Here is a 26111-nt window from a genome sequence, read left to right as displayed (position 1 = left end):
CAATTGGCGACAACGATTTTTCTTTGTCTATTCACTTGATGAGCCAAGTAACTGAATTATCATTTTTTCAACCCGTAATCGTCCGGCAAAATTTTCAGGCATTGTATCAAGAAAGCTTTGTAAAAACTGTACTGCCTGCGCCGTTTTTCCGGCTTGATGAAATGCATCGGCCAACAATAAGCGCGGATAAAAATCTGTTGGCGCTAAATCTGCGGCTTTTTGAAAAGCATTTTGTGCTTCTTGCGTTATCACTCCCCCTTCATAACCAACCAATGCTAAACCATATCCTACAAGCCTTGGCGCTGTTTCTCCATTCAAACGAAGGGCATCTAAATAAGTATTTACAGCTTCTTGAAAATAGCTTTCTTCAAGATACCCTACCGCTAACGCATCTGCTAGCTTGCCATCATGAGGAGAGCGGAAAAAAAGCACTTGTAGACGCACAAGTTTTTCTTGTTGACTTAGAATTTTAGGATCCTTATCCATTAATTCGCTAAAAAAATAACTTTTCACTTCTGGATTACCTGTCAGCCCATAGATACTCCATGTCACAAGAAGAACAAACAAAATACTTAAAGCTTTAAGGATATTTCTTTTTTTATAATGCCTATAAAGCTTATGAACATTAACCGTATGCATATGACTTCTATAACCATTTATGGTTTGAACGTGCCACTTTTTCTCTCCCCCATCGTCAAAACGGAGTGAAAAAAACAGAATAATTGCCAGAAAAGTGAGAAAAAATGCTGCAAAAATAAACAAGAGCATATCATTTTTTTCCAATACAAACAGAAGATAACGCGCTTACTTTTACCTTATTCATGAGAAGAGTGATGTGAAATGATAAAAATTCATCTTTTTATGAAGAACATCGTAAAATCTATTGTTCATTTCTTTCATATAGCTCACCTCTACCAAGAAAACAAAAACAAGATTTTATTTTCTATTTTGATTATAAATACGGATCTTCTGAAATGCCTCCCTCCTTTTTTGTCCCTACTTCTTTGTATTGTCTAAGATATTTCTTTACAAAATTTATAGATGTTTCCTGCTTAAGGAGAAAATATGTTATTCTCCCATTTTGGGTAATAAGACTTTTGTACACAACCCACCCAAATCAGAACGCGATAAAAAGAGACTGCCACCGTATTCATTGACCACATCTGAAACTATTGCTAATCCTAAACCTGTCCCCGGCTTACTTTCATTAAACCGGCGCCCTCTTTTTAACGCTTCATCAATTTCGTCTTCTTTTAAACCAGGACCATCATCTTCTACAAGGAGACTAAAATATTTTTCTTCTTCAACGTTTTCTTCTAAACAACAAGAGATCAACACCTTTGCGCGAGACCACTGAGTAGCATTTTCAATCAAATTCCCTATAATTTCTTCTAAATCTTCTTTCTCTCCAGAAAAAACAATATCATCAACGTCCATCATAAATTCAATTTGTTTTTCAGGATTAAGCTTTTTCATAACCCGCACTAAACGATCAACCACACTGCGAACAGACGTATGATAGATAATGCTATCGCATTGTGCTGCAATCCGCGCCCGCTGAAGATAACGATTGATTTGAGCTTGCATTATTTGCGTTTGCTCTCTCAACAAACAAGCTTTTTCTCCGCGCATCTTATCTGTCTCATTCATAATCACGGACAGAGGTGTCTTCAATGAATGCGCAAGATTACCAACCTGTGTGCGAAATCGCTCCATAATACGCTGATTATTCTTAATGAGAGCATTCATCTCTTGGACAAGCGGCATGACTTCGCTGACTAAATCGGTATTAACATAGTGAACTCTTCCTTCTCGAATATCATTCAATGCACATCGAATAAGCTTAAATGGTTGAAAACTAAAGAAAATAAGAGCAATATTAATCAGAACACTTCCGATACCAAAACTCCAAAGAAAAATTTGTAAAGTTCGCTTAAATTCCTTTACTTGAGCATGCGCTTCATCAATATTCCCAACAAGTCGAAAACGTGCAATATGATTTTTATTATCAAGAACAACATCACTCTCAATCACTTGTAGCTTTTGACCATTGTTTCCTTTTATCCGATAAGAGCGAAAGAATTTATTGTCAAAAGGTATATCGACATCGCTGGGTGTAAATATCTCTTCTGTTCCCAATGAAGGAGATGTCAATCTTCCTTTTAAATTATGGGATATGGCAACAACTTCCCAATACCATCCCGTTGTTGGATCAGAGTAACGAATATCATCAATCCCAGCCCCTCCTCTCAAAGTGCCTTCTGGGGCTACCGTCACTGTTGCAATCAAACTGTAGAGTTGAGCAGAAAGGATCCGTTCTAGGCTCTCTTCAGTTGAACGCTTATAAAATAAAATACTCACTGCAGAAATCGATAAAAGAGAAATAACAACCCATAGTGTTGATAAGATCATAACACGTAAACTAAGAGATCGCGTAATGACAAAAAAGAACCTCTGAAACCAATTATTCTCTTTGAAAACATTCATCCATCACCTAGCGTTCTCACGCGATACCCCATTCCTCGAATAGTCTCGATCAAATCCACACCAAGCTTTTTCCGTAATCGACCAACAAAGACTTCCACCGTATTCGAATCCTTATCAAAATCCTGATCATAAAGATGTTCGGTAAGCTCCGTTCTTGAAATGACTCTGTCACAATGATGCATGAGATATGAGAGAAGTCTGAATTCATAAGATGTTAGTTTAATCAATTGACCATCCACAAAAACACGAGATGTCTTCGTATCCAGTAAAACATTTCCGCAACATAAAGCACTTGTTGCATGTCCTGTCGTACGACGAATTAATGCCCGTAAACGTGCCATCACTTCCTCCAAATGAAATGGCTTCACAACATAATCGTCAGCCCCTGCATCAATACCAAGAACTTTATCAGACCAACGATCTCGTGCCGTTAGCATTAAAACAGGCATGGTATGCCCTTCTTGACGCCATTTTTCAACAACACGAACACCATCAATATACGGCAACCCTATATCAAGTATCACCGCGTCATAAGACTCCGTGCTGCCTAAAAAATAAGCCTCTTCACCATCGAAAGCACTATCGTAAACATATCCTGCCTGTCTTACAGCTTCTGCTAATTGATGGTGAAGATTTCGATCATCTTCAACGATTAAAATACGCATCACAACACCATCTGCCAAAAACTAATCAGCAGGAATAGAAAACTCCACACGGCGCAACTTCTCACCATTACGAGCTGGTACAACAACCACAATTTCACACATATCCTTTCCATCGTGCACAACCAGTTTTGAACGGACGAGAACCCCTTTCTCTTGAGTAGCAACCTTTTTACCCACCTCAGAACAATTAGCAGCCAGAACAGAATCTGCTCCTAAAAAATTGGCTAACATTAAGAATAAGAAAACTCTTTTCATCATCGATATCTCAACAACCTATCTTCCTCCTTTTGAAGGATAAAAGAAATAATGTTTTTTTTGGGGTCGATTTAAAAATCACAAATGGAAAATAATTTATCCTTTACCTTACAGAATAACGCTTTAATATTACTCCAGATTTTTTAAAATTCAAACTAAAATCTTTTTAATAATAATAAGAAAATTTATTAAATAATAAATCCTTAATACACTCTCTCACAAAAAATGAATAATTCTAAAATAAATTCTTTCTCTGTTAGCACCATAGCAAAAGAATATTTCTACTCCATATAATTATTGTAGATTTGTTTGATTGTATTGCTTTACCATAGGCTCTCTTTAAATGTTTGATTTTTTTAAAAAAAAGAAAGGAAAACACCATAAGCCATTTCACAGCCCTTCTCTCATCGAATTAGATGCACGATTAGATACAGCGCTTTATCGCATTCGTTCTGCAAACAGTTTTTTCTGGAATAAGGCAAAAATCATCTCACAAAATTTTCATCTTCAAGGATGGAAACGCTTTATCGTTGAAGTTTTTGATGAAATACTCACATTAGGGTTGATAGGCTTTACTCTTTTTACTATTTTGGGCATTTCTGTTTTTGAACTAACCAAAACAGATTGGTCTTCTCCTAAAAACTTTTCCATTCTTTTTCTAGATCGCTATGGAAATTCCATTGGTCACCGTGGTGCACTGCCGGCGATTTCTGTCCCTGTTGAAGAAATGCCTGACACCGTTATCAAAGCGGTTCTCGCGACAGAAGACCGGCGTTTTTTCGATCATTGGGGCATTGATTTTCAGGGACTTACACGGGCAATTTCACAAAATATGCAAGCGAAAGGTGTGGTGCAAGGTGGCTCAACTCTCACACAACAATTGGCTAAAAATCTATTCTTAACAAACGAGAGAACTATAACACGTAAAATCAAAGAAGCTTATCTTGCTCTTTGGTTAGAAGCAAATTTTAGCAAAAAACAGATTTTGCAACTTTATCTTGATCGCGCCTATATGGGAGGAAACAATTTTGGTATTGTAGCCGCAGCAAAATTTTATTTTGGAAAAAATATACGTCATGTCTCTTTAAGTGAATCGGCTATGCTAGCCGGACTCTTTAAGGCTCCAACAAAATATGCTCCTCATAGTCACCTCTTTGCTGCTCAAACACGTGCCAATGTCGTCCTTTCTAATCTTGTTAACGGTGGCTTTATGACGGAAAGTCAAATTATCAACGCGCATCACCATCCTGCTAGGGCACTTCCCCAAATAGAAAATAATCAACCTGATTATTTTCTTGATTGGGCATTCGAAGAAGTCAAAAAAATGCGTGATCAACTTCCAAGCCATAGTTTAATTATTCAAACAACGCTTGATCCAGAACTTCAAAAATTAGCAGAAGAATCAATTACATATCATTTGCATCAATATGGTCAACAATATCGCGTAACACAAGCCGCCACTGTTATACTTGACAATAACGGCGCTGTGTGTGCCATTGTTGGAGGACTGGATTATAAAAAAAGCCAATTTAACAGAGCGACCCAAGGTGGACGACAAACTGGTTCTTCATTCAAACCTTATGTTTACGCAACCGCCCTGGAACACGGTCTATCACCCTCAACAACCGTTTTAGATGCCCCTGTGAATTGGGGCGGTTGGACACCCAAAAATAATTCTGGTCGTTATCTGGGAAAAATTGATTTAGCAACGGCTTTAGCCTTTTCCATTAATACAGTCCCTGTTTATCTCACCTATCAATATCTTAACCGCGATACAAAACCCATCATAGATCTCATCAAGAATATGGGGATTAACGCACATATTTTATCACACAAAACGATGGTCCTTGGGACTTCCAACATGACCCCCATGGATCAAGCAACGGGCTTTAATGTCTTTGCGAATGGTGGGATAGCTGGTAATCGCCATGGGTTCATACAAATAAGAACAATCGATGGTCATGTGCTATGGGATTTTGAGCATAACGGGAATAAGCTGCATCGAGTACTCAGTGAACAATCAGCAGCTTATATGAACCAAATGATGGTCGGTGTTACAACACGAGGATCCGGTAAGCGTGCTGCTCTACCCATGACACTTGTTGCTGGAAAAACTGGAACATCACAATCCTATCGTGATGCTTGGTTTGTTGGCTTTACGGGCAATTATACTGGAGCGGTATGGATGGGAAATGATAACTTTTCACCAATGAATCGTGCTTTTGGGGGTGGTGTTCCTGCCATGATATGGCATCGCATCATGCTCGCTGCACACCAAAATATCATGCTCAAACAGCTCTACGGTGTAAAAGATTCCCTCCTTCCTTATCAGCCACCAACACTTTCCTCCCATGCTAATTCTGAATTTCCCCCCCCAATCCCCTCTACGCTTTCTCCTGAAACATTGAATATCGTGCGATTGATTAACAAAGATCTTAAAAAACAATCTGCAATTTTTTTAAAAATGAAAACAACGGGAGATTCAACATTTTGAATTCAAGATATTCACGGATACTTTTTAATATTGCCATTTTCTTTTTTATCTTCGCTTTTTCGATTTTATGGGGAACATTGAGTGTCGATTATGTGCTCAATTCCTTTCCTCATTTTGGACGCTTTATAATTGGAAAATGGAGTGCTTACCCACAAGTAGGAACCACCAATATGGATCCTTACACCCGTGCCCGCACTGCCAAACAAGGCATTGTATCACTCGGACGCACTGAAGGTATTAGGTTCCAGATTTGGCAAGATAACCACGGGCGTCCACTCCACCCTCGCTGTCATTATTTGCTCCAAGGCACCATCCCTGAAACCCGTCTTTTTACCCTTTATACAGCTGATCAATCCCTTAAACCCTATACTTCATCGAAAGATATACCTTTTGAACTCCACACAAATGCTATTACTTATGAACATGATGGCTCCTTGCGCATCAATATTTCATCCACACCGCAAGCCGGAAATTGGCTTGCAACAGTGAGCCAAAAAGAATTCGGGCTTATTCTCACCTTATACGATACCTCAATCATCTCAGCAACGGCATTACAAAAGCTTACAATGCCCTCTATAGAACAAATCCCATCAGGACAAATAAATTGTGACTAGATTTATTCATACCGCACTTCTTGCAATCATTGGCGCTATTATTGTTCATATTTGCGTTCTCTTTATGATCCCTACTTGGGAACAAAATAATATATGGACAAGCCTTAAAAAATCTGGAGCCCCTTATCAATTTGTTGATTTACCTCCCGATAATCCTATTCAACAATCTGCTGATCCACTCTTTCTTCTTAAAGTCTGCAGATTTAATCTTGAAAATGGACCTGTTCATTTAAAAGCTTTAAAAACACGACAATTTTGGTCACTGGCAGCCTATACACACAACGGAATTATTTTCTATAGCCTTAATGACCGAACAGCCCCTGATGCTACACTCGATCTTATCATTGGAAAACCAATACAAATCATAGAACTCAAAAAATCAAAGCCTCAAAAAAATGCCAATTCAGTTTTGGTTGCTAAAAATTTGAATGAAGGTTTTGTTATTTTACGTATTTTTTCCCCTTCTTCCCTTGCAAAAAAAGAAAGTGAAGCTTTTCTTTCATCAGCGACCTGCCGCATATTTTATGAATAAAAATATTCTCACTTCTCATTTGTACAACGACCTTCTTTTTAATAAAAACGAAACAAAATCTATCAAAACGGTTATCTTTTTCCTCTATTGATCAAATATTCGAATTCCGGTTTGTCTGATTTTAGATGCTTAAATTTTTTATTGAGATAGAAAAGTATTTTAAAACTCTCATATAATCTTCTATTGAAATAAAAACCACATGTATAAAGAAAAAAGTAGCCTATTAATTAGTAATATGAGATAAAATCTCTGTTTTACATATTCATATTATACTTGCAAAATACTTTTATTTATAATGATAATTGATTTCTTTAACTGTTGAATAAGTGCTCCGAATATCGCAGGATTCTCTCATTCCAAACTTATCCCATATTGAATCAATCAAAACCATGTCTTTTGCACGTCAAAAGCGAGATTGGCGTGTAAATAAAAACTGTACGAGAAAGAACTAAAAATGTCTCTTATAAACGGTCTACTCAAAAGCTATCGCAACATTGGAGCGAACAAATAGAATGATAATGCTGGTTTTTTTCTTCATAAACGTAAAAGTGGGGATGCTGAATCGCTTTATCGTTATTACCCTTCATAGACACTGTCGCGCAATGAGTGTACAAGCGTTGAGAGATATCTCTTAAAAACAAGTGCGTAAATTGGCAACCTAATGGTGTTGCGTTATTCGATAGGCTTATCTGACAGAAAAAATTTTCCGCAATGAGAGAAAAAAGAGGAAAGTTCTATATGCTGATAACAACTGGAAAACTTGTTCGTTGATTTTATTTTTACGTATTTACGAACATTCTTATCAAGTTCGATCAATGACATCATAAAGTGCTGAAGAAATACTTATTACCTTCAATGAAGCGCTAAAATAATCGCTAGAAATTGATGAGACATCTCGCATCCTTGACCTCAAAAATAAGTGCTTTACTTTTGTCTTATAAGCAAAAGCTTTTTGTAAGATAGATAATTTGAAAAAACTTTGCTTATAATTTACAGTTGAGGGAAAAAACTTCATGAAGAAGAAATATGTTCGACTAATTTCAAGAGCAGCGGTATGGTCCCCTCGCTTTGGTGGATTAGCGTTTTTTATTTTATTATTTTCGATCATCTTACAACGTTTTTCCGTGCTTAACGTAAGCGACTTTATAATTTTGATAGGAATCTCTACTTGTTGTGTGATTATTTCTCTTTTTCTCGCGATTAAAGCACTTCATAGTTTATGGGTCTATGGAGCCCTAGGGGGAATGAAAGCTTTAAAGGGGATCGTTTATTCACTCATAACTGCGACACCATTGATGCTCTTTTTTGGACTTTGGTTTACCTTACCTGCTCTTTATGATGTTTCTACCGATACACAAAGGCCACCGGCTTTTTTTCGCACAATACGTCCCAGCGATGCTTTGCCACTTAAAAGTACCTTAACTGAACAAGCAATATTACAGAACTCACAATGGCCAGAAATGTCGGGGCGCCGTTATGATGGCTCACCTAACCGTATTCGCGAATCCGTTCTCAATGTTTTAGAAGCCTATGATTGGCCTATTGTCGCACAACGAGAATTCAAAGGCGAAGAAAATGAGATTTATATTGAAACAAGAGCTAAAACTTTTTACCTTGGTTTTATTTCAGACATTGTCATTCGTTTAACTGATGAAGGCAATACCACCTTTGTTGATATACGTTCTGCTTCTCGTTATTTGCCAAGAGATTTGGGGACCAATGCTGCTTTTATTATCGATTTTATGGATGCCCTTGATACAGAAATTGCTTCCCTTCCTCTCTCACAAGATGATGGATAACGATCAAGAGCGATAAGGCACTTTATTTCATAAAAATTGCCTATTTTTCAATAAACATGATACATAAGCAAACAATCACTTTTCAAAAACTATAAACTGACAATTCCCCCAGTTAACAGCTTCTTAACACGTGAGGTGTGATTAAATGTTGTACCATACATACCATAAAAATTTTCTACAGTTTTATTTTTTATACTGAAAGTAAAATTCACCCCAAAGGGATGATCATAAGCAACTCATAATTGTGAGAACTTTTTATGGAACGATAACAATATGACAATCTTTACACAAAAGATAATAATCTAAAGACGATACACTCGTGAAGCAATTAAAAAGCTTAAAAAACAAAAAACAGAACTCTTGATGATAATGCTTATATTAAAGACTCTGTCTCACTGCAATCAGTAAACATTTTTTTAAAGACGCTCTTTAATATATTTTAAAAATTAAAATATTACTATAATTTAATTCATATATTTAATATGCTATTAAATAAATTAAATTTATAAAATATAATCATAAAAAATATTATAAAAATAATTATAAAAATTAAACTTATTATAAATAATAATATATTTCTTTTGTATTCTTTCGTATTATAATTTTTATATTTATTTTTTAACAATAAATAATATATTATTGTAATTACACTTATTATTGAAAGCAACATATTTACAATAAAATTAATAAAATCTTTCCACATTAATAATAACCAATAAAAGAGTTGATAATAAAAATATAAATAATATAATTATCTAGTGTTATTTTTTACATAAGATTATATTTTACATTAGTAAAATAAATTATAATGAAAGCTAAAAAACATTAATATTTTATATACTAATATCATTTAATTAAATAATAAAGTCCAAAATATATTATAAAGTATATAATAATTATAGCTAACCCTAATTTAATAGACTTTTTCCAAGTAGGAAATTGTAATTTAGAAAAAAGTATACTTAAAATTAAAAAAATGTTTGTTGCAAGTAACGCATTTTTAATATTAAATAAAATAGATTCCATAATATTTTCCAATTAAATTAATATATTAATACATCTTATTATGATATATAAAAACTAGTTAAACAATATATATTACTTTATATAAAAATTAACTAAAGAAAATAAAATAAAGAATAAACTAAAAAATAAAATTATTCTTATTAATGACTTTTTTTTAATATTTTTTTCATCGTATCCTTTAGAGACATAATACAATTCAAACAAAGATATAAATATGCTTAAACAACAAACTGTAAAAAATAATTCAGAAAAGATATTTAAAATATACATAACACATAAAATGTCCAAATTAACATATAAAAATTAAATATAATATATTATTAACTAAATGATATTAAAAAAAACAATATACAGATAATAAATATTATTAATAAAAATTTTATAAATTATAATCACTGTTCGTATAAATAATGTATACAAATAAAAAATGTTATAGAGAGTAATATAATGAATATAATGAACAAAAATGTGCTTAACAACATTTTTTTCACAATTTCTTTGTTACTATAACCTTTAAATTTATACCGTAAAAACATTGCATAGAAAAATATAAATAAAGAACCTATAGAAGATAATAATTCTGCAATAATACGAATAATATCACTCATAAAAAATCCAAATTAAAAATATATAAAAACAACAAATATTAATATATATTATATCATATAAAAATTAATAAATTAAAATAATATAAAAAATGAATTTATTCTTAATTAATGATTTAACTTTAATATTTTTTTCATTATATAACTTAGATACATAATACAATTTAAATAAATATACTTAAATAAAAAAAACAATTCATAAAATATATTAAAAATATAGATAACAAATAAATTTTCCAAATTAATCTATAATTATGAATTAATAATGAATACTCATTATTCATAGAAATAACGTATATAAATAAAAAATATTATAGAAAATAATAATTCTACAATAATACTAATAATATCAATCATAAAAAGAATCCAAATTGAAATATATAACTTTTCAGAAAAATATGCCCTTGAAGCTTCTTTATCAGTCTTGCAGACATATAATTACGCCTACAAGACTGTTCACTTCAGAAATATCTTCTGATTTCATATATTAATAATAGCATGCATAGGCTTTATATCCTAAACCTGTCGTAAATCCTCCTGCATAGCCAGCACTTCCTCCTAGTTGCATGCCTGCCCAAACGCCCGCTGGTCCTCTAGCTGCCCCATAAGTCCAGCAACTACCACTCCCATACTATGTCCCATATATCCCATTGAAAGTCCTGCAAAGAGATAATCTCCAACAGTACATCCATACTATGTTCCACTGCTTGAGAGATTTATTGATGAAAACCTAGACCAACCATTAGATATCCTAGATCCAAATAAACCCAAAATATAAATCCTTCTTGTATATCTATTTAAAAACTGCATCGCAATGATACAGAAAAATTTGGTTATTATGCATTTTAGAAAATGTCAAATATAATTTAAAAAATAACAATAAAAATACTTTATAAATAATAAATACATTATGTTTATATTATATTCGTACAAAATGTATATTTTAATTAAGCAATAATACTATTTACAATACTGTTAAAATATGAGGCATAAAGCCCTCTTTCTCTTAAACAAAATCATAAAATCAAATGAGTCATTCACAAGAAAAACCAGTAGCCTTCTCTTGGTTTACAAGAACAACAAAGGAATATATTTATTATGTTATTGAACTCAGTTGTGTTGCCATTGTTTTGCGTTTACTGGGCTTGGTAAACCCTTTTATTTTTCAAGCAATTATTGATCGTATTCTCCCTTTCCAGCGCATTGAAAGTCTCTATGCTATCGTTGTCTTGATGGTTGCTATAATGCTGTTTAGCACAGCTCTTAGCTCTCTATCAGGTTACTTAGTGCTTATTTAGCCAATCGGCTTACATTAGAATTTGGACGACGTATTTATACCCATCTGTTAAGCCTCTCTTTGCCTGTGTTACGCCATTGGCAAGTGAGGGAATTATTTTCACGTATTGGAGAAGTTGATACAATTCGCGGTTTTTTAAGAAAAAAACTCTGTAAAAAAATAAATTTAGCAAACTTCATTATAAACTTATAGCTACGCAAAAAATCAATAACAAAAAATAATATGTTGCTTTTTCTGTCTCTTTTTAACTAAGGCAACTCATTTTTTGAAAAATAAAATGTCTAAAAAGATATGAAACAATTACTAAAAATAAATCTTATTTAATCTGATAAAAAATACCTATCGTATAGAAATATTATATATAATAAAAATACTTATCTATTTTACGAACGATTTTATATATAGAGAGATAAAGATAGAAATTGAGTATGCTATAAATAATAAACTTAACTCAACTAAATCTGATTTTATATGTTTTTTCCAACTTCTGAATCTAAGTATATAAGAAAAAACTTTAAAAAAACCAATAATACTTATTAAAAATAACGCAGTTTTAATAACTTCTAAAGTATCCACAATAAGAGATTCCAAAAATGTAATATATATAATTAAAAATAATAGAAACTTATTTAAATGAAGATTATATTTTATAAAATATAATTTAAATATAAATGCTAATATTTAATATATTTTAATGCAACATAAATAAAACAAAACACCAAAAAGAACAAAAAGAACAAACCAAATGTCTTAAGCGATTCCTTTATACTATTTTTCCAACTGTCACCAGTGTATCTATAAATTAATGAAAATAAAAATATAAAAATAAATATTGAATACAATAAATTAAAAACATTACCCATTAATAGTGAAATAATATTATCACCAATATACATAATAAACATCCGAAATGAAAATTTTACATAAAATATTATAATGATATATATCTACAAAATACACACTATAAACGAAATTAGACATATATTTAATAATATATGTCTAAAAATTGATTTTAAAATATATTATTAAGAATTATCTACAAATCAAAAAAGGTGAACGCGACCACCACAGTCCTGAAACTTACTCATAGGACCTATAAAAAGCCCCGCATTGCTGCCAAATGTATAACCTGTATATCCACCCACTGCAGCACCTGCAATCGTACCCCATAGACCACCTCGCGATCCCCTTAATCCTCCATACAGAGCTCCCACAGCTCCTCCAACGATTCCTACCTCTATCTTCTTTGTTTGCGCAGCATGGAAATAATCTTTAATACCACATGCCGTAGATGAACTTGATGAATGACTACGTGAGCTTAAACCAAACATATTAATCTTCCTTCTTGTTTATTAAAAAACGTATCAGAGCGATACAATTAACATGGCTAGCATGCGGGTTAGACAACTGTCAAATATAATTTTTAAAAATAACAATAAAAATACTGTATAAAATAATAAATACATTTTGTTTGTATTGTGTTCATACAAAATGTATATTTAAATTAAGCAATAATACTATTTACAATACTGTTAAAATATGAGACACAAAGCCCTCTTTCTCTTAAACAAAATCATAAAATCAAATGAATCATTCACAAGAAAAACTAGTAGCCTTCTCTTGGTTTACAAGCACAACAAAGAAATATATTTATTATGTTCTTGAACTTAGTTGCGTTGCCATCGTTTTGCGTTTGCTGGGTTTGGTAAACCCTTTTATTTTTCAAGCGATTATTGATCGTATTCTCCCCTTTCAGCGCATTGAAAGTCTCTATGCTATTGTTATCCTTATGATTGCTATCATGCTGTTTAGCACAGCTCTTAGCACTCTATCAGGTTACCTAGGTGCTTATTTAGCCAATCGGCTTACATTAGAATTTGGACGACGTATTTATACCCATCTGTTAAGTCTCTCTTTGCCTGTGTTACGTCATTGGCAAGTGGGGGAACTGTTTTCGCGTATTGGAGAGGTTGATACAATTCGCGGTTTTTTAACAGGAACCATTGCCACAACCGTACTGAATGTTCTCTTTGCCATTATTTATCTTGCTGCACTCTTTTCTATTAGTCCGAAACTTACCTTTATTGTCCTTATCATTTTACCTTTACAAATGGGCTCTTTGGCATTCGTCGGTCCCTTCTTGCGCCGCCAATTACGCCGTGCGTTCACTCTACAAGCCGCCCATCAATCACGCCTTATTGAAAGTTTTACCAATCTTGAAGCCATCAAAGCGCATGTAAAAGAAGCTGCTCATACGATACGGATGCAAGAAACTTTAGCCCGCAGTCTAGATCAAAGCCTCACAACCAGTAAATTTCATCTCTTAAATGGGGCTTTAAGCCATATTTTTGGTGATCTTTTCACTATTTTTATCATCTTTTTTGGTGCTCAAGCAGTGCTGCAAAACCAGATTACGCTAGGGCAACTTATTGCCTTTCATCTTCTTGCTGGCAATGTTTCTGGTCCCATTTTAAGCCTTGCGTCTTTATGGGAAGAATGGCAGCATTTAAAAATTTCTCGTCTTCGTTTGGGTGATATTCTTAACGCACCTTCAGAATGGGAAAAGGAAAAGCCCCCCCTTCAACTCACCACCAAGCCCCATCTTGAAGCTAAAGATATCTGTTTTTCTTATGGAGACACACCTATTATCAACCACCTTGATGTCTGTTTACAACCTGGTAGGCCTATTATGTTGCTTGGTCCTTCAGGATGTGGAAAATCAACTTTAGCCAAACTCCTCTGTGCTCTTTATCCCCCATCAAGTGGGAAAATATTGCTTAACAATCAATCTTTACAAAATTTTGATATCCGTAGTGTGCGCAAAACAATCGCGTATTTTCCCCAAAGCCCTTGCCTTTTTTCCGGAACCATTCTTGAAAATATGCTTCTTGCCAAACCAGATGCTACAGAGGATGAAATCGTTGCTGCCCTTCATGCGAGTGCTTGTCATGATTTGATCTCTCAATTGCCTCAAGGGCTTCATACCCAAGTAGGTGAACAAGGGGGCTTTTTATCAGGAGGTCAACGCCAGCGCCTAGCATTGGCTTGTTTTTTTCTCATCAAACCGCAAATTCTTATCTTGGATGAGCCCACTTCCGCATTGGATGACAGGGTTAGTGCACAAATTGTTGAACATTTATACATGCTTTCGCAAGAGCGTATTGTTCTCGTCATTACCCACAAACGCGATCTTTTTCCCAAGCATGCAACCCTATTAAATTTCACTGAAATGGGAACACAAAATGGTAGATAAAGCTCCTCATTTGCGCCCTTTATCGCCAACCCTTCATATGGTGGTTGCTGTTTTTGTCGCCTTATTCCTCTTTATTGTCATTGGTAGTTTTATCTCAAAAACAGAGATTGTTGCACGGGGACAAGGGGCGGTTATTCCCACCTCCTATGTTCAACTCGTCCAAGCGCAAAATACAGGACGCATTAAAAAAATTCTTGTAAAAGAAGGGCAATTTGTTCATCAAGGTGATCTCCTTATTCAATTAGATCCCCGTGAAGCCTTAAATGAACGCGCACGCGTTCAAGCCGATATTGCTCAACAGACCCTTCAAGCGCAAATTGCCGCCGCTATCTTAGCTGCCTTGAGTGAACGAGATCCTTTGGATACGGATTTTGTAACCAAAGGGCTTTCTTATTTGCAAATTCCTGCCTCTAGCAGCAATACAGCAAGGCTGAAAGGGGAAAAACTCATCCACGCGACTCTTCAATCGCTCCAAGATAAAGTCAAAACACTGAAAGCTCAGGCTGACCGTGTTACACGCAGCGGTGCTGTCCAATACGCACAATTGGACAAATTACAAGATGATCAACAATTAAGCCAAGAAAAACTCAAAGCTGCCAAGAGTCTGATGGAAACAAAAGTCATCAGCAACTCTCTTTATTTAGAACGTCTCCATGATTTTAAAAATGTAGAACATGAAATTTTAGCCAATAAAAGACGCTTGGAAGAAAATACCGCTGAAATAGAAGCACTCCACCAACAAAGACAAAGCCTTATTTCCGATGAAATCGCCCGCTATCAGCAGCTTTCTCGTGAAACAGAACTCTCTTTGCAAGGCTTAAAAGCCAAACTTGACAGCAGCCAATATCGTCTTGACCACTTATCACTTTATGCACCTGTTGATGGACGCATTGATGATTTAAGTATCCACACTTTGGGTGGCTTTGTAGAAGCCGGTAAAACGCTCATGCGTATTGTCCCTGACACAGGCGGGCTCATTGTTGAAGCGTTTTTTGATAATCGAGATATTGGTTTTTTAGAAAAAGGCCAACGTGCTTACGTAAAATTTTCTGCCTTTCCACCTGAACGCTACGGTGTTGTCTACGGTACAGTTATGAATGTAGGTGCAACAGCGCGCCATGAGCAAGAAATTAATGGTGCTTATGCTGTTTTAATCAAAATCGACCAAGATCACATCACTTTTAATCACCAAGAGCTGAAATTTATCCCTGGCATGACCGTGACAGCTGATGTCATTACTTCAAAACGGCGCCTCATTTCTTATTTCTTTGAACCTATTACAAAAATTTTAGAACAATCCCTAAAAGAAAGATAATCTGTATGAATGAAACTCCATCACCCTCACTCATAAACCCAATAATGGCTTTAGGAGCTATGGTCGTTTTAATGCTTCAATCCCCCCTACACCGCCGTTGGCTAATCTGGGATATTGAACGAAACTTAGGTCCAGCCTTACGGGTTGGGCAATACAAACTCTATCAAAATGAACATGGAGAATTTTGCGCCTTTATCACTTGGGCTTTTTTAGATGAAAAAAATCATCAATCCATGCTTGAAATGGGAGAGCTTTTGCCCAATGCTGACTGGCAGACTGGAAAATACGTATGGTTTATTGATTATGTAGCACCTTATGGCCATACTGCACATATTGTCCGCGATATGCAACGAAATATATTTCCTGATCAGCGTTATTTTTATGCTGTACGACGTAATGAAGATGGCGGAATACGAAAAATTGCTCGCTGGTGTTCCTATAACCCATCCAAATAGCTTTTATCTACTTAAGTGCGCCTCAATCATTTAAACCCACTCTCTTAATAGAAAAGAATCTTTTAAAAGAGCGAGTTGGAAATCATTATCGTAAAAGAGAATCTTAGCGTATTGATTGAGAGCTAACGCGCTAAAAACGGATATTTCTCAGCTTACCGGATTAATATCAATAGCAACAAATCGTCAAAAAATTTAATCCACTCAAAGCTTCCTAAAAATTCGACTTAACTCATTTCATTAAAGGATGGCTGGGGTACCTGGATTCGAACCAGGGAATGCCGGTACCAAAAACCGGTGCCTTACCGCTTGGCTATACCCCAAAAAAAATACGCTTTATAATTACTTTTGCACCTTATAGCGATTCCTGCGATTGGACGCAATATCTGAAAATCAAAGACTTTACTTTTTTATCATAAAGTCTCTACACCTTGTACGATACCGTAACGATACAAATTCGCAGCAAAAATAATATACAATTTCCCTTCTAACACAAGTCACAACCATTTATCCATCAATTATTTTGCTCTTTTATCGACTTTCTAAGGGCATAAAATAAAAATCCTGTAATTTACTCATGTATTTAATCAACTAGCATATGCTTTACTTTTCTGATATATTCGCATCTCGTCTTGTTTAATTAAAAGAGATGAGAAAACTTTGTGTATTGATTATTTTTTATCTTTTCAACTGTATGTTTGTTCTTGGCTTCTTCAATATAAAATAACTGACCTTTCTTTAAAGGTAGATCGCTTTTATAACGCACAACAAACATAATAAGTTCTCTTATAGAAAATTTTATTTTTAATCAATATGTGTAAACATTCAATTGTAATAAACCTTACAAAATGTTTTTTAAAATCTGTGCCAAGATCAGCAGTATCTGAAAAAGATAAATATTGATTTATGATAACGATTAATCAGTTTGCACGTCTGAGTAGCAACCTCAAATATCATAATTTTTTTCATTTCAAATCTTTTTATATTGAACAATCAAAGCCTCTCTCTCGCCTGTTACAAGCGGTGGTATGGGTAAAAAACTATAGAAGATTAAGGAATAAAATACCTCTTATAAACCATATCAAAACAAATGCTGTTTCAACATTGAAAACCAGTAAAATATATGATGGTGCCGCTGTACTCTTTCATAAGCGTAAAGATGATGATATCCAATGGCTTTTACGTTATAATACGCATGAATAGCGCTTTGAAATGAGATCAAGCGTATTGAGAAATATTCCTTTTAAAATAACACTTACATATTCCGTTGCAAGCTCTATAATACTCCCGCATCAATAGGTAATAGATTAGAAAAGTTTTGTAAAAATTAAAAACAGTTTGTACAATATTTGAGAAAAATATTTTCAGGTACAAGAATTAAGAGATAATAGCTATCTCCGTCTGTTTTTTATTCAAAAGGTCGTGATATTTTTTTTACCTGTTCATAAATGTTCAAAATTTTTCAGAAACAATGCATTATAAATCAATAACATTTGGGTTGGTTAAGATCATAAACTTAGAGATACCTTTATGAAGAGAGGGGCATAAAAATTAATTAACATATATAGGTATTCAGCATTTGCTTTTAAGTGCTGCAAATGGCAAATTAGGATTTTTAAGTAAGCTTAACAATTAGAATCGAGGAGATTTTTAAATGGCTTTTGAATTGGCTGCATTGCCTTATGATTACGATGCTCTTTCGCCCTATATGTCACGCGAAACGCTTGAATATCATCATGATAAGCATCACCTCGCTTATCTTACCAATACCAACAACCTTATAAAAGATGCAGGCTTGGAAAATGAAAGCCTTGAAGAGATTGTTAAAACAAGTTTTGGAAAAAATATTGGTTTGTTTAATAATGCAGCGCAATATTACAATCATAACCATTTTTGGAATTGGATGAAAAAAGATGGTGGTGGTCAAAAGCTGCCTGAAAAACTAGCAAAAGCTATCGAATCTGATCTAGGTGGCTATGACAAATTCCGTGCTGATTTTATTGCTGCTGGTGGTGCCCAATTTGGCTCCGGATGGGCATGGGTTGCTGTAAAAAATGGTAAGCTTGAAATTATGAAAACGCTTAATGGTGAGAATCCTTTGGTTCATGATGCTCAACCTATTCTAGGTGTGGACGTGTGGGAACATTCCTATTACATTGACTACCGCAATGCTCGTCCGAAATATCTCGAAGCTTTCGTGGATCATTTGATCAATTGGGATTATGTTTTAAAACTTTATGAAGATTGTGGATTGTAAGCCATCTAGATAATTTTTAAACGTCTATAAGTCCCTATAATCCAGTAAATTATAGGGACTTATAAACAAAAGTATTATAGATTAGCAACAGTCTTTTCCTGCTATCTTTAGAATATATGCATAGATATAAGCGACTTCTTCTAACTTTGAAAAACGTCCAGCCGCACCAGCATGCCCTGCATCCATATTAATACGCAATAAAATTGCATTATCATCTGTTTTGAATTCACGCAATTTTGCTACCCATTTTGCAGGTTCCCAGTAAGTTACACGTGGATCCGTTAATCCTGCAATCACAAGCATAGGGGGGTATTTTTGCGCCTTGACGTTATCATAGGGAGAATAAGAAGCTATAAGATTATAATCTTCTTGTGATTCAAGAGGATTGCCCCATTCGGGCCATTCAGGGGGCGTTAGAGGTAAAGAAGCATCGAGCATCGTTGTTAAAACATCAACAAAAGGGACATTGGCTATAATCCCAGCAAAATCCTGTGGTGCTATATTGGCAATAGCTCCCATCAACATTCCGCCAGCCGAACCACCATGCGCAATAAGCCGATCATGCGCTGTGAATTTATTGTTTACAAGATAGCGCCCACAAGCAATAAAATCGGTAAATGTATTATATTTAAAAAGATGTTTTCCTTTCTCATACCATTCAACCCCTTTTTCTTTGCCTCCACGAATATGAGCAATAGCATAAATAAAACCTCTATTTACAAGAGAGAGGATATTACTATTAAAACTGGCAGGAATAGAGATTCCATAAGCACCATAACCGTAAAGCAAACAAGGTGCACAACCATTAAGAGGTGTCGTTTTATGATAAAAAAGTGAGATAGGAATTTTTTCACCATCCTCTGCAGTGGCCATAATACGTCGCGTTATATATTCATCTTTATTATGGCCAGAGGGAATTATTTGCGTCTTTAACAATATTCGTTTGCGACTTCTCACCTCATAATCAAATACTTGATCAGGCGTTGTCATAGATGAATAAGAAAAGCGAATGGACGGACTATTATATTCCGCTGCACCTTGTAGACCTAAAGAATAAGCCTCTTCATCAAAAGCAATGGAATGGATTTGTTTTGTCGTACGCTCCATAATTTTTATACGAGGAAGTCCTTCAAAGCGTTCGAGCCAAATGAGAAAGTCTTGATACGCATCATGGGACAGGATCAAACATCCAAGCTGATGAGACACCAATTCTGACCAATTTTCTGATTGCGGCGCTTCATGCGGCGCAACCATAATTTTAAAATCCTTTGCGTTATCTAAATTGGTAAGGATATAAAAGACATCACCACCTTCTGTAAGTGAATATTCAACACCTTTTTGCCGTTTTCGTACACATTGAGGAACGCTAAGAGGTGATTCAGCAGGAATTAACCAGATCTCTGATGTTTCATGATCATGAATATTAATATAAATAACATCATGAAGCTTAGAACCGCTTACATTTAAGAAAAAACCTGGATTATCTTCACGAAAAATAAGCTTATCTTGTGATTGATCGGTGTTTAAGCGATGATAATAGAGCTCTGAAGGTCGGTGGTTTTCATCCACCTTTGTATAGAAAAAACCTTCAGATCGGGCATCCCACACAATTTGTCCGGATGTATCAGTTATGGTGTCTGTAAAATCAGATAATGTTTCTAAATTACGAATTTTAGCTGTATAGAATTCTGATCCTTTATCATCATAGGTCCATACAACATATCTATGATCAGGAGATTCTTGAACTGAACCAAAATTGAAATATTCTTTACCTTCAGCCAAAAGATCACCATTAAGATAAACATGTTTTTCTCCACCATTCCTTGGCGTACGGAAATAATGTGGTTGTTGCCCGCTGGTGACATAAGAAAATCCGTAAGCAAAAGGTCCATTTTTTATAGGAACAGAACTATCATTCTCTTGGATCCTGCCTTTCATTTCGTTAAAAAGCAAATCTCGTAATGGCTTTGTATCAGCCATTTGAGCCGCTTGATAAGCATTTTCCTCTTCGAGATGATCTCGAATATTGGAATCAAGACAGTTAGGATTTTTAAAAACATCTTGCCAATTAGATGCACGTAGCCAATAATAGGGATCATCACGAAAAATGCCATGATATATTTCTTTATGAGTGATTCTAGTTGCTTTGGGAGGAGTTGTAAAAGTGCGGGCCATACACAATCCTATATTTAAATATGTTAATAGCTTTGTTTATCTGTTAGAATCACAATTATTGATACAAGTGCGAAAATATAAGTTTCTACGCACTTGCCAAAATAGCGTCGTGATAATCTTTACCATTAAATATCCTTCTATTCATTAACTGTCATAGCTATTGTTTTCTGGGGATAAAATACCACTTTTATAATGGAAGTTATGGATAAAACAATATAAGTTATGAGGAAAATAATTTATTTTTTTAAAACAGTATAAATGTATAATTTTATAGATATTAGTAAATATATCTAAAGTATTAATATTATATTATAAAATTATAAAGAAGTATTTTGTGTCATTTTGATGAATATCTGCATATTGCAAATAGGGATATTCCGTCATATTTATAACATATACTGTCTTTTTTTGTTAAATTTTAGAAATATAAACCATAAAAATAATTTAAAATTTATATAAAATATGATTAATTAATTATAAATAATTAAAACAAAAATAATATTATATATGTTTTATTTTTGTAATTCGTAATTTTATTTTTACTTTTTTAAAAAAATAAATAAAATTTTATCTTATATTTTTTTATATTTGTGATATATTACATATTATGTATGATCTGTAATAGAATATAAGCTATATATTAGCATATAGAATTTTGTTTTTCTTATTGTATATTATGACAAAAAAGAGGTATTTATTTGATTTTTTTGTGTTTTGGCAATTTTATAGAATAATTGAATTGACAAAAAAGATTTTTGTACAATATGAAACTCATGTGCATAAGATTTTATGAGTATATGCACTACATCTCGATTTGAATTACTCGATTTTGAATTAAAGGAAACAAGAATGGAACATCGTGCAGTCTTAGAGACTGAAAGCAATTTAGTTATTACATTGGTTGCTGATATTGTTGCTGCCTACGTGAGTAATAATTCTATTCGACCGACCGAAGTGCCAAGTTTAATTGCTGATGTCCATGCTGCTTTTCGTAAAGCGGGGAATCTAGAGTTAACAGAGGTCGAAGTTGAAAAACAAAGGCCTGCCGTTAATCCAAAGCGTTCAGTATTTCCTGATTATCTTATTTGTCTTGAAGATGGGAAAAAATTTAAATCTCTCAAACGTCATCTCATGACACATTATGGAATGTTGCCAGAAGAATATCGTGAAAAATGGCAGTTAGACAGTTCTTATCCTATGGTGGCGCCTAATTATGCAAAAACACGATCAGCTTTAGCCAAAGAAATGGGTCTTGGACGCAAAAGCAAACGGAAAAAAGCTAAATAATTATATTTTGCGAAAAAATAATTTCTGTATAAATTGATATATAAAGTTGCTTTTTAGAATACCATTTTCTGTAAAGTTTTTTTTGTGTACCATCATTTTTAGAAAAGGAATTATATATAGCTCTCGTTATGAATTCGTTTGATCATTGATTTCAGGCCGTTGGATCGTTGTGGTGTAAGATTTTCATTTAAGCCAAGTTTTTCAAAGAGATCTTGAGCATCAGAGTTGCGAATTTCAGAAGCTTTTTTGCCTGAATAAAAAGCAAGAAGAATATAAATGAGTCCACGCACAATATGGGCATCGGAATCACCTTGAAACGTTAATATTGGGTCCTCCGAATTATTGCGTGACGATAAAAGCCACACTTGGCTGACACAACCAGGAACTTTATGGGTGTCGTTTCGAGCATTTTCCGGAAAAGGTGGCAATTCGTGGCCAAGTTCAATGACATAACGGTAACGATCTTCCCAATTATCCAAAAGCGAAAAATTCTCTATAATATTATCGATTGTTTCCGCCATTATCTTAGTCCTGTTTCCCTTTTATAATCATGTTGAATATATTTATTTTCCTAACATAATAAATATGAAGAATATTAAAAATTCTTATTTCAAGATAACATTGTATGATTTTGTAAAAATTCTTGTATTTCCATTTTGCGAGAAGCATGAGGGGAAATCTCTATATTATTTTTGTTCCCTAATATATGCCCTAAATATTCATAAGCAGCTCTTGCACCGTAATATGCACGTTCACTAAGTAAACTTAAAAAGGACTTTCCTACTTTGCAGGTTTCTTTATTACGATCACAAAATGTTCCTAAGTCATTTAAAGCTTCCTTAAACGCAATAATCACATCGCTCGTTGTTGTCTCATTATTTTTTGGATTAGAAGAGTGATTATTGCTTGGATTTGCTACAAAAAATGAAATAATGACAAAAATAAAAAATAAAAAAAATGATAATTTGATTAAAAAACGTATCATAGGCAATCGATGTACCGAAATGGTAAATGCAATAAAAGGAGTATTTTACACACTGCTTCTTTATAAAAAATTTATAAAATGAGTTTTTTATAAAATTGAGTAATCATTTATTGGACCTATATCATTGGCTTTTTTTATAAATATGAAACAATACCGCTGTATAAAATGGAACACATTGTTTATTCGGTAAAGAATTAATATCAAAATTATACAAAAAATAAGAGACGTAATCATTCATAATGGAGAAGTATACGCTTCACATTTATAGCCTTTTATTCCACGAGAAAGTGTAGCAATAAGATAAGAATTAAAAACATAATCTAATTTCTTTTCCATACTGTGTATATACTTATTTTAAATAATAATCCATCATTTTAAGCTTAGTTGAAAAGGCTAAAGAAGAATAAAACTCTGTTAATCTGACTCTCGTGTCGATATAATATTTTATATTGTCTATAAAATTTTTACTGGCACGTTATGAAAATGATCAACATATCAATAAGAATGTTAAAAAAAATGCATCCCTTATGATTCCATCTCAAATCGAGATTTTCTCTATAACATTGTAAATATCAATTTAATTGATACTTATGAAAATTATTGGATATGAATAGAAGAAATTTATGCCCAAATATAATAACATTAAGAGAGAATTGCTCTTACCAAACCGTTTACGGATAAGTAACCCTCTCCATGTAAATTATAAAGAAGAATAATGACTATCGTCATTCTATCGTTATTGGAAGCTATTCTCAACTCGATTTTTAATATTAGGCAAACATATGCGCCAAAAATGGAGAATAACGTGGCATGATTGTTTAGATGTGATAATGATCGTTTGAAAAAACCAAGATGATCTTGAGTGTTAATTATTTGATGTTTTCTTTGATATATTAAAGATTTGTAAACTATGAAATTAATAGAAGTTGATAAGAGCTCTTGTCGATTTATCAACTTATAAATGGATATAATGAAACTGCTTATTTTAGGAATTTGAAAGGAAAAAGCAATCATATCAATGCGCTTCTTTCTAGCTTGAAATAATAAATACTTTACATTCGTCCTTTGTGGAAAATAAACGAAACTGAAAATCAAAAATAATGGCAACAAAGCGAAAGACGTCCCGAAAAAAAACTGTAAAACAGCGTAAATACAATAATAGTATTGTTATCACTCTTCTTCTGATAATTTTTTATTTTATTTTTTGGAGTGCAAAAACTCTTTATTTTTATACACGAAAAAATATTTTATTTTTTGTTGGATCTCTTCTTTTTATCATCAGTTTTTTATTTGTTTCATTTAATGCTTTATTTTCACAAACGACGGTACATCAAAATATTTTAACTCAAATGACGTTTTTTTCTGCTCAAAGTATAGGAAAAAACTCTAATTTATCCGAAAAAGAAGCAAAGTCACAAGAACTCTCTCGTGTAACTTCACTCCATTCTCCAAGTCATCACCGCACAGATTCACCTTTCCCCCCTCAATCAGCAAGCATGCTGGAAAAACAAAAAGAACTCGCAGAATTAGGACTTTATGATGGACCTTTAGATGGACTGGATGGACCTAAAACGCGTCGTGCTATCGCTTTATGGAAACAACAAGCTACCCCCAAAAAGCAAAAAAACGTTTTATCTAATCCCACAACAGATGAAATTGCGATATTAATTAAACAGAGCGAAATAGAAATGGCAAAGAATACAACAACAAAAAATATAACAAATTCGAAAGAAGCTATTTTAGATCCTTCTGTTGAAGATATTTTACAGGTACAAAAAGCTTTACGTAATTTTGGTCATGAGGAAGTTCTTGTCACAGGAATAGAAGATCAAAAGATGATAGAAGCCTTAAAACAATTTCAAAAAATGTTTGATCTTCCTGTCACGGGAAAAATTAACCACACAATTTTGATGAAAATGCGTGAAATTGGTTTATTAAATTAAAGCTTAATCATATCTACATTATAAAAATAATCTCTTAACTTATTATAATGATAATTGATCATCTGCTTGTTTAATACCTACCCAAGTACAACAATATTCCTTCATCTGAAGCCTTCTTGTATTGAATCAATCAGAATGATTTTCTTACACATTACATATTGAACCATACAATTTGCTAGTAAGGAGATTATGACCAGTTACAGAAAAAAGAAATCATTGTAAGAGAGCAAACGCACTTTTTTAAATTTTTGTCGCTTCTGATGATGAAGGGACAGGAAATTTTGTTGTCGCATCACACCTTCTTTTCATATTCTCTAGCCAGAAATTATTCATATACTACTGCCAATTTGATTTTGTGAATATGATGCCAAGAATATGTACGAATACCTTTAAGAAGAAGTAGACGAAAAGTCAGTTGTGTTATGTTTTTTGTTTCGAAAAATGTTTCATAAAAAGCCGGCACACTTCTCCAATTTATTACTGGAAAATCTTGTATTTTATGGCGTTGTTTTCTAAAAAAAGCCCGTGCTTTTCTTGTTGCTTATAAATCAACATTCAATCGCATGTTTGAGATAAAGACTAAGGCGTATTTTTTCTACTGTTGTAGCTTTTGTATGCCAAATGGGTGCAAACATATTGTCTATCTCTGTTTGTGTAATCTCTTAAAACA

Annotated in this window: 19 protein-coding genes and 1 tRNA gene; 11 read left to right on the top strand and 9 right to left on the bottom strand. The window is 33.6% G+C overall.

Annotated features, from left to right (window positions below):
• Positions 1-27: 27 nt before the first annotated feature.
• The 4 genes from BTR_RS03345 to BTR_RS03330 all read right to left on the bottom strand — a co-directional run bounded on the left by BTR_RS03345 (position 28) and on the right by BTR_RS03330 (position 3410).
• On the bottom strand, positions 28-768 hold the full coding sequence (locus BTR_RS03345) for a tetratricopeptide repeat protein (RefSeq protein ID WP_012231237.1): 741 nt from the start codon (positions 766-768) through the stop codon (positions 28-30).
• A 300-nt stretch (positions 769-1068) separates the two neighbouring features.
• Positions 1069-2487, bottom strand: a complete 1419-nt coding sequence (locus tag BTR_RS03340; RefSeq protein ID WP_012231236.1) for an ATP-binding protein — start codon at positions 2485-2487, stop codon at positions 1069-1071.
• A complete protein-coding gene (locus tag BTR_RS03335; RefSeq protein ID WP_012231235.1) occupies positions 2484-3152 on the bottom strand; it encodes a response regulator transcription factor in 669 nt (222 codons plus the stop codon). Before BTR_RS03335 ends, BTR_RS03340 begins: the two co-directional genes overlap by 4 nt.
• 21 nt (positions 3153-3173) lie before the next feature.
• Positions 3174-3410: a hypothetical protein gene (locus BTR_RS03330; RefSeq protein ID WP_012231234.1), complete on the bottom strand. Its 237-nt coding sequence runs from the start codon at positions 3408-3410 to the stop codon at positions 3174-3176.
• Between the two features lie 340 nt (positions 3411-3750).
• Here BTR_RS03330 and BTR_RS03325 point away from each other — a divergent pair, with 340 nt between their 5' ends.
• From BTR_RS03325 to BTR_RS03300, 5 genes are all read left to right on the top strand, one after another.
• A complete protein-coding gene (locus BTR_RS03325; protein ID WP_012231232.1) occupies positions 3751-5901 on the top strand; it encodes a transglycosylase domain-containing protein in 2151 nt (716 codons plus the stop codon).
• Between the two features lie 17 nt (positions 5902-5918).
• Entirely contained in the window at positions 5919-6515 is a 597-nt protein-coding gene (locus BTR_RS03320) for a DUF1214 domain-containing protein (protein WP_038474508.1), read from the top strand.
• Entirely contained in the window at positions 6508-7047 is a 540-nt protein-coding gene (locus BTR_RS03315; protein WP_012231230.1) for a DUF1254 domain-containing protein, read from the top strand. Before BTR_RS03320 ends, BTR_RS03315 begins: the two co-directional genes overlap by 8 nt.
• A 1013-nt stretch (positions 7048-8060) precedes the next feature.
• Positions 8061-8846, top strand: coding sequence for a DUF1499 domain-containing protein (locus tag BTR_RS03310; protein WP_012231229.1), 786 nt, complete (start codon positions 8061-8063; stop codon positions 8844-8846).
• Positions 8847-11505: 2659 nt separating this feature from the next.
• Positions 11506-11775 (top strand): 6TM ABC transporter family protein, encoded by a 270-nt coding sequence (locus BTR_RS03300; RefSeq protein ID WP_012231228.1) that lies wholly within the window; start codon positions 11506-11508, stop codon positions 11773-11775.
• 1042 nt (positions 11776-12817) lie between these two features.
• On the opposite strand, the gene BTR_RS03295 is transcribed toward BTR_RS03300, so the two are convergent.
• Complete coding sequence (locus BTR_RS03295; protein ID WP_012231227.1) at positions 12818-13105, bottom strand: hypothetical protein; 288 nt, start codon at positions 13103-13105, stop codon at positions 12818-12820.
• 254 nt (positions 13106-13359) lie between these two features.
• On the opposite strand from BTR_RS03295, the gene BTR_RS03290 reads away from it, so the two are divergent.
• From BTR_RS03290 to BTR_RS03280, 3 genes are read left to right on the top strand one after another with little or no spacing between them, the layout of a single operon-like run.
• Entirely contained in the window at positions 13360-15027 is a 1668-nt protein-coding gene (locus BTR_RS03290) for a peptidase domain-containing ABC transporter (RefSeq protein ID WP_012231226.1), read from the top strand.
• Entirely contained in the window at positions 15017-16342 is a 1326-nt protein-coding gene (locus BTR_RS03285) for an HlyD family type I secretion periplasmic adaptor subunit (protein WP_012231225.1), read from the top strand. Before BTR_RS03290 ends, BTR_RS03285 begins: the two co-directional genes overlap by 11 nt.
• 5 nt (positions 16343-16347) lie before the next feature.
• A complete protein-coding gene (locus BTR_RS03280; RefSeq protein WP_012231224.1) occupies positions 16348-16797 on the top strand; it encodes a toxin-activating lysine-acyltransferase in 450 nt (149 codons plus the stop codon).
• A 245-nt stretch (positions 16798-17042) separates the two neighbouring features.
• On the opposite strand, the gene BTR_RS03275 is transcribed toward BTR_RS03280, so the two are convergent.
• A tRNA-Gln gene (locus tag BTR_RS03275) sits at positions 17043-17117 on the bottom strand.
• A gap of 1331 nt (positions 17118-18448) precedes the next feature.
• On the opposite strand from BTR_RS03275, the gene BTR_RS03265 reads away from it, so the two are divergent.
• Complete coding sequence (locus BTR_RS03265) at positions 18449-19051, top strand: superoxide dismutase (RefSeq protein ID WP_012231222.1); 603 nt, start codon at positions 18449-18451, stop codon at positions 19049-19051.
• An 81-nt stretch (positions 19052-19132) separates the two neighbouring features.
• On the opposite strand, the gene BTR_RS03260 is transcribed toward BTR_RS03265, so the two are convergent.
• Positions 19133-21226 (bottom strand): S9 family peptidase, encoded by a 2094-nt coding sequence (locus BTR_RS03260; RefSeq protein ID WP_012231221.1) that lies wholly within the window; start codon positions 21224-21226, stop codon positions 19133-19135.
• 849 nt (positions 21227-22075) lie between these two features.
• On the opposite strand from BTR_RS03260, the gene BTR_RS03255 reads away from it, so the two are divergent.
• Complete coding sequence (locus BTR_RS03255; protein WP_012231219.1) at positions 22076-22513, top strand: Ros/MucR family transcriptional regulator; 438 nt, start codon at positions 22076-22078, stop codon at positions 22511-22513.
• A gap of 110 nt (positions 22514-22623) precedes the next feature.
• Here the strand turns inward: BTR_RS03255 and BTR_RS03250 are convergent, their stop codons facing one another.
• Both BTR_RS03250 and BTR_RS03245 read right to left on the bottom strand, forming a co-directional pair.
• Complete coding sequence (locus BTR_RS03250; RefSeq protein ID WP_012231217.1) at positions 22624-23034, bottom strand: SufE family protein; 411 nt, start codon at positions 23032-23034, stop codon at positions 22624-22626.
• A gap of 89 nt (positions 23035-23123) precedes the next feature.
• Positions 23124-23498: a DUF5330 domain-containing protein gene (locus tag BTR_RS03245; protein WP_012231216.1), complete on the bottom strand. Its 375-nt coding sequence runs from the start codon at positions 23496-23498 to the stop codon at positions 23124-23126.
• A 1100-nt stretch (positions 23499-24598) separates the two neighbouring features.
• Here BTR_RS03245 and BTR_RS03235 point away from each other — a divergent pair.
• Complete coding sequence (locus BTR_RS03235; RefSeq protein ID WP_012231214.1) at positions 24599-25441, top strand: peptidoglycan-binding domain-containing protein; 843 nt, start codon at positions 24599-24601, stop codon at positions 25439-25441.
• The last annotated feature ends 670 nt before the right edge of the window (positions 25442-26111 follow it).

The sequence above is a fragment of the Bartonella tribocorum CIP 105476 genome (assembly GCF_000196435.1).
GTDB lineage: Bacteria > Pseudomonadota > Alphaproteobacteria > Rhizobiales > Rhizobiaceae > Bartonella > Bartonella tribocorum.
The sequence above is the reverse complement of the archived record's forward strand: the minus strand, read 5'-3'. Positions and strand labels throughout refer to the sequence as shown.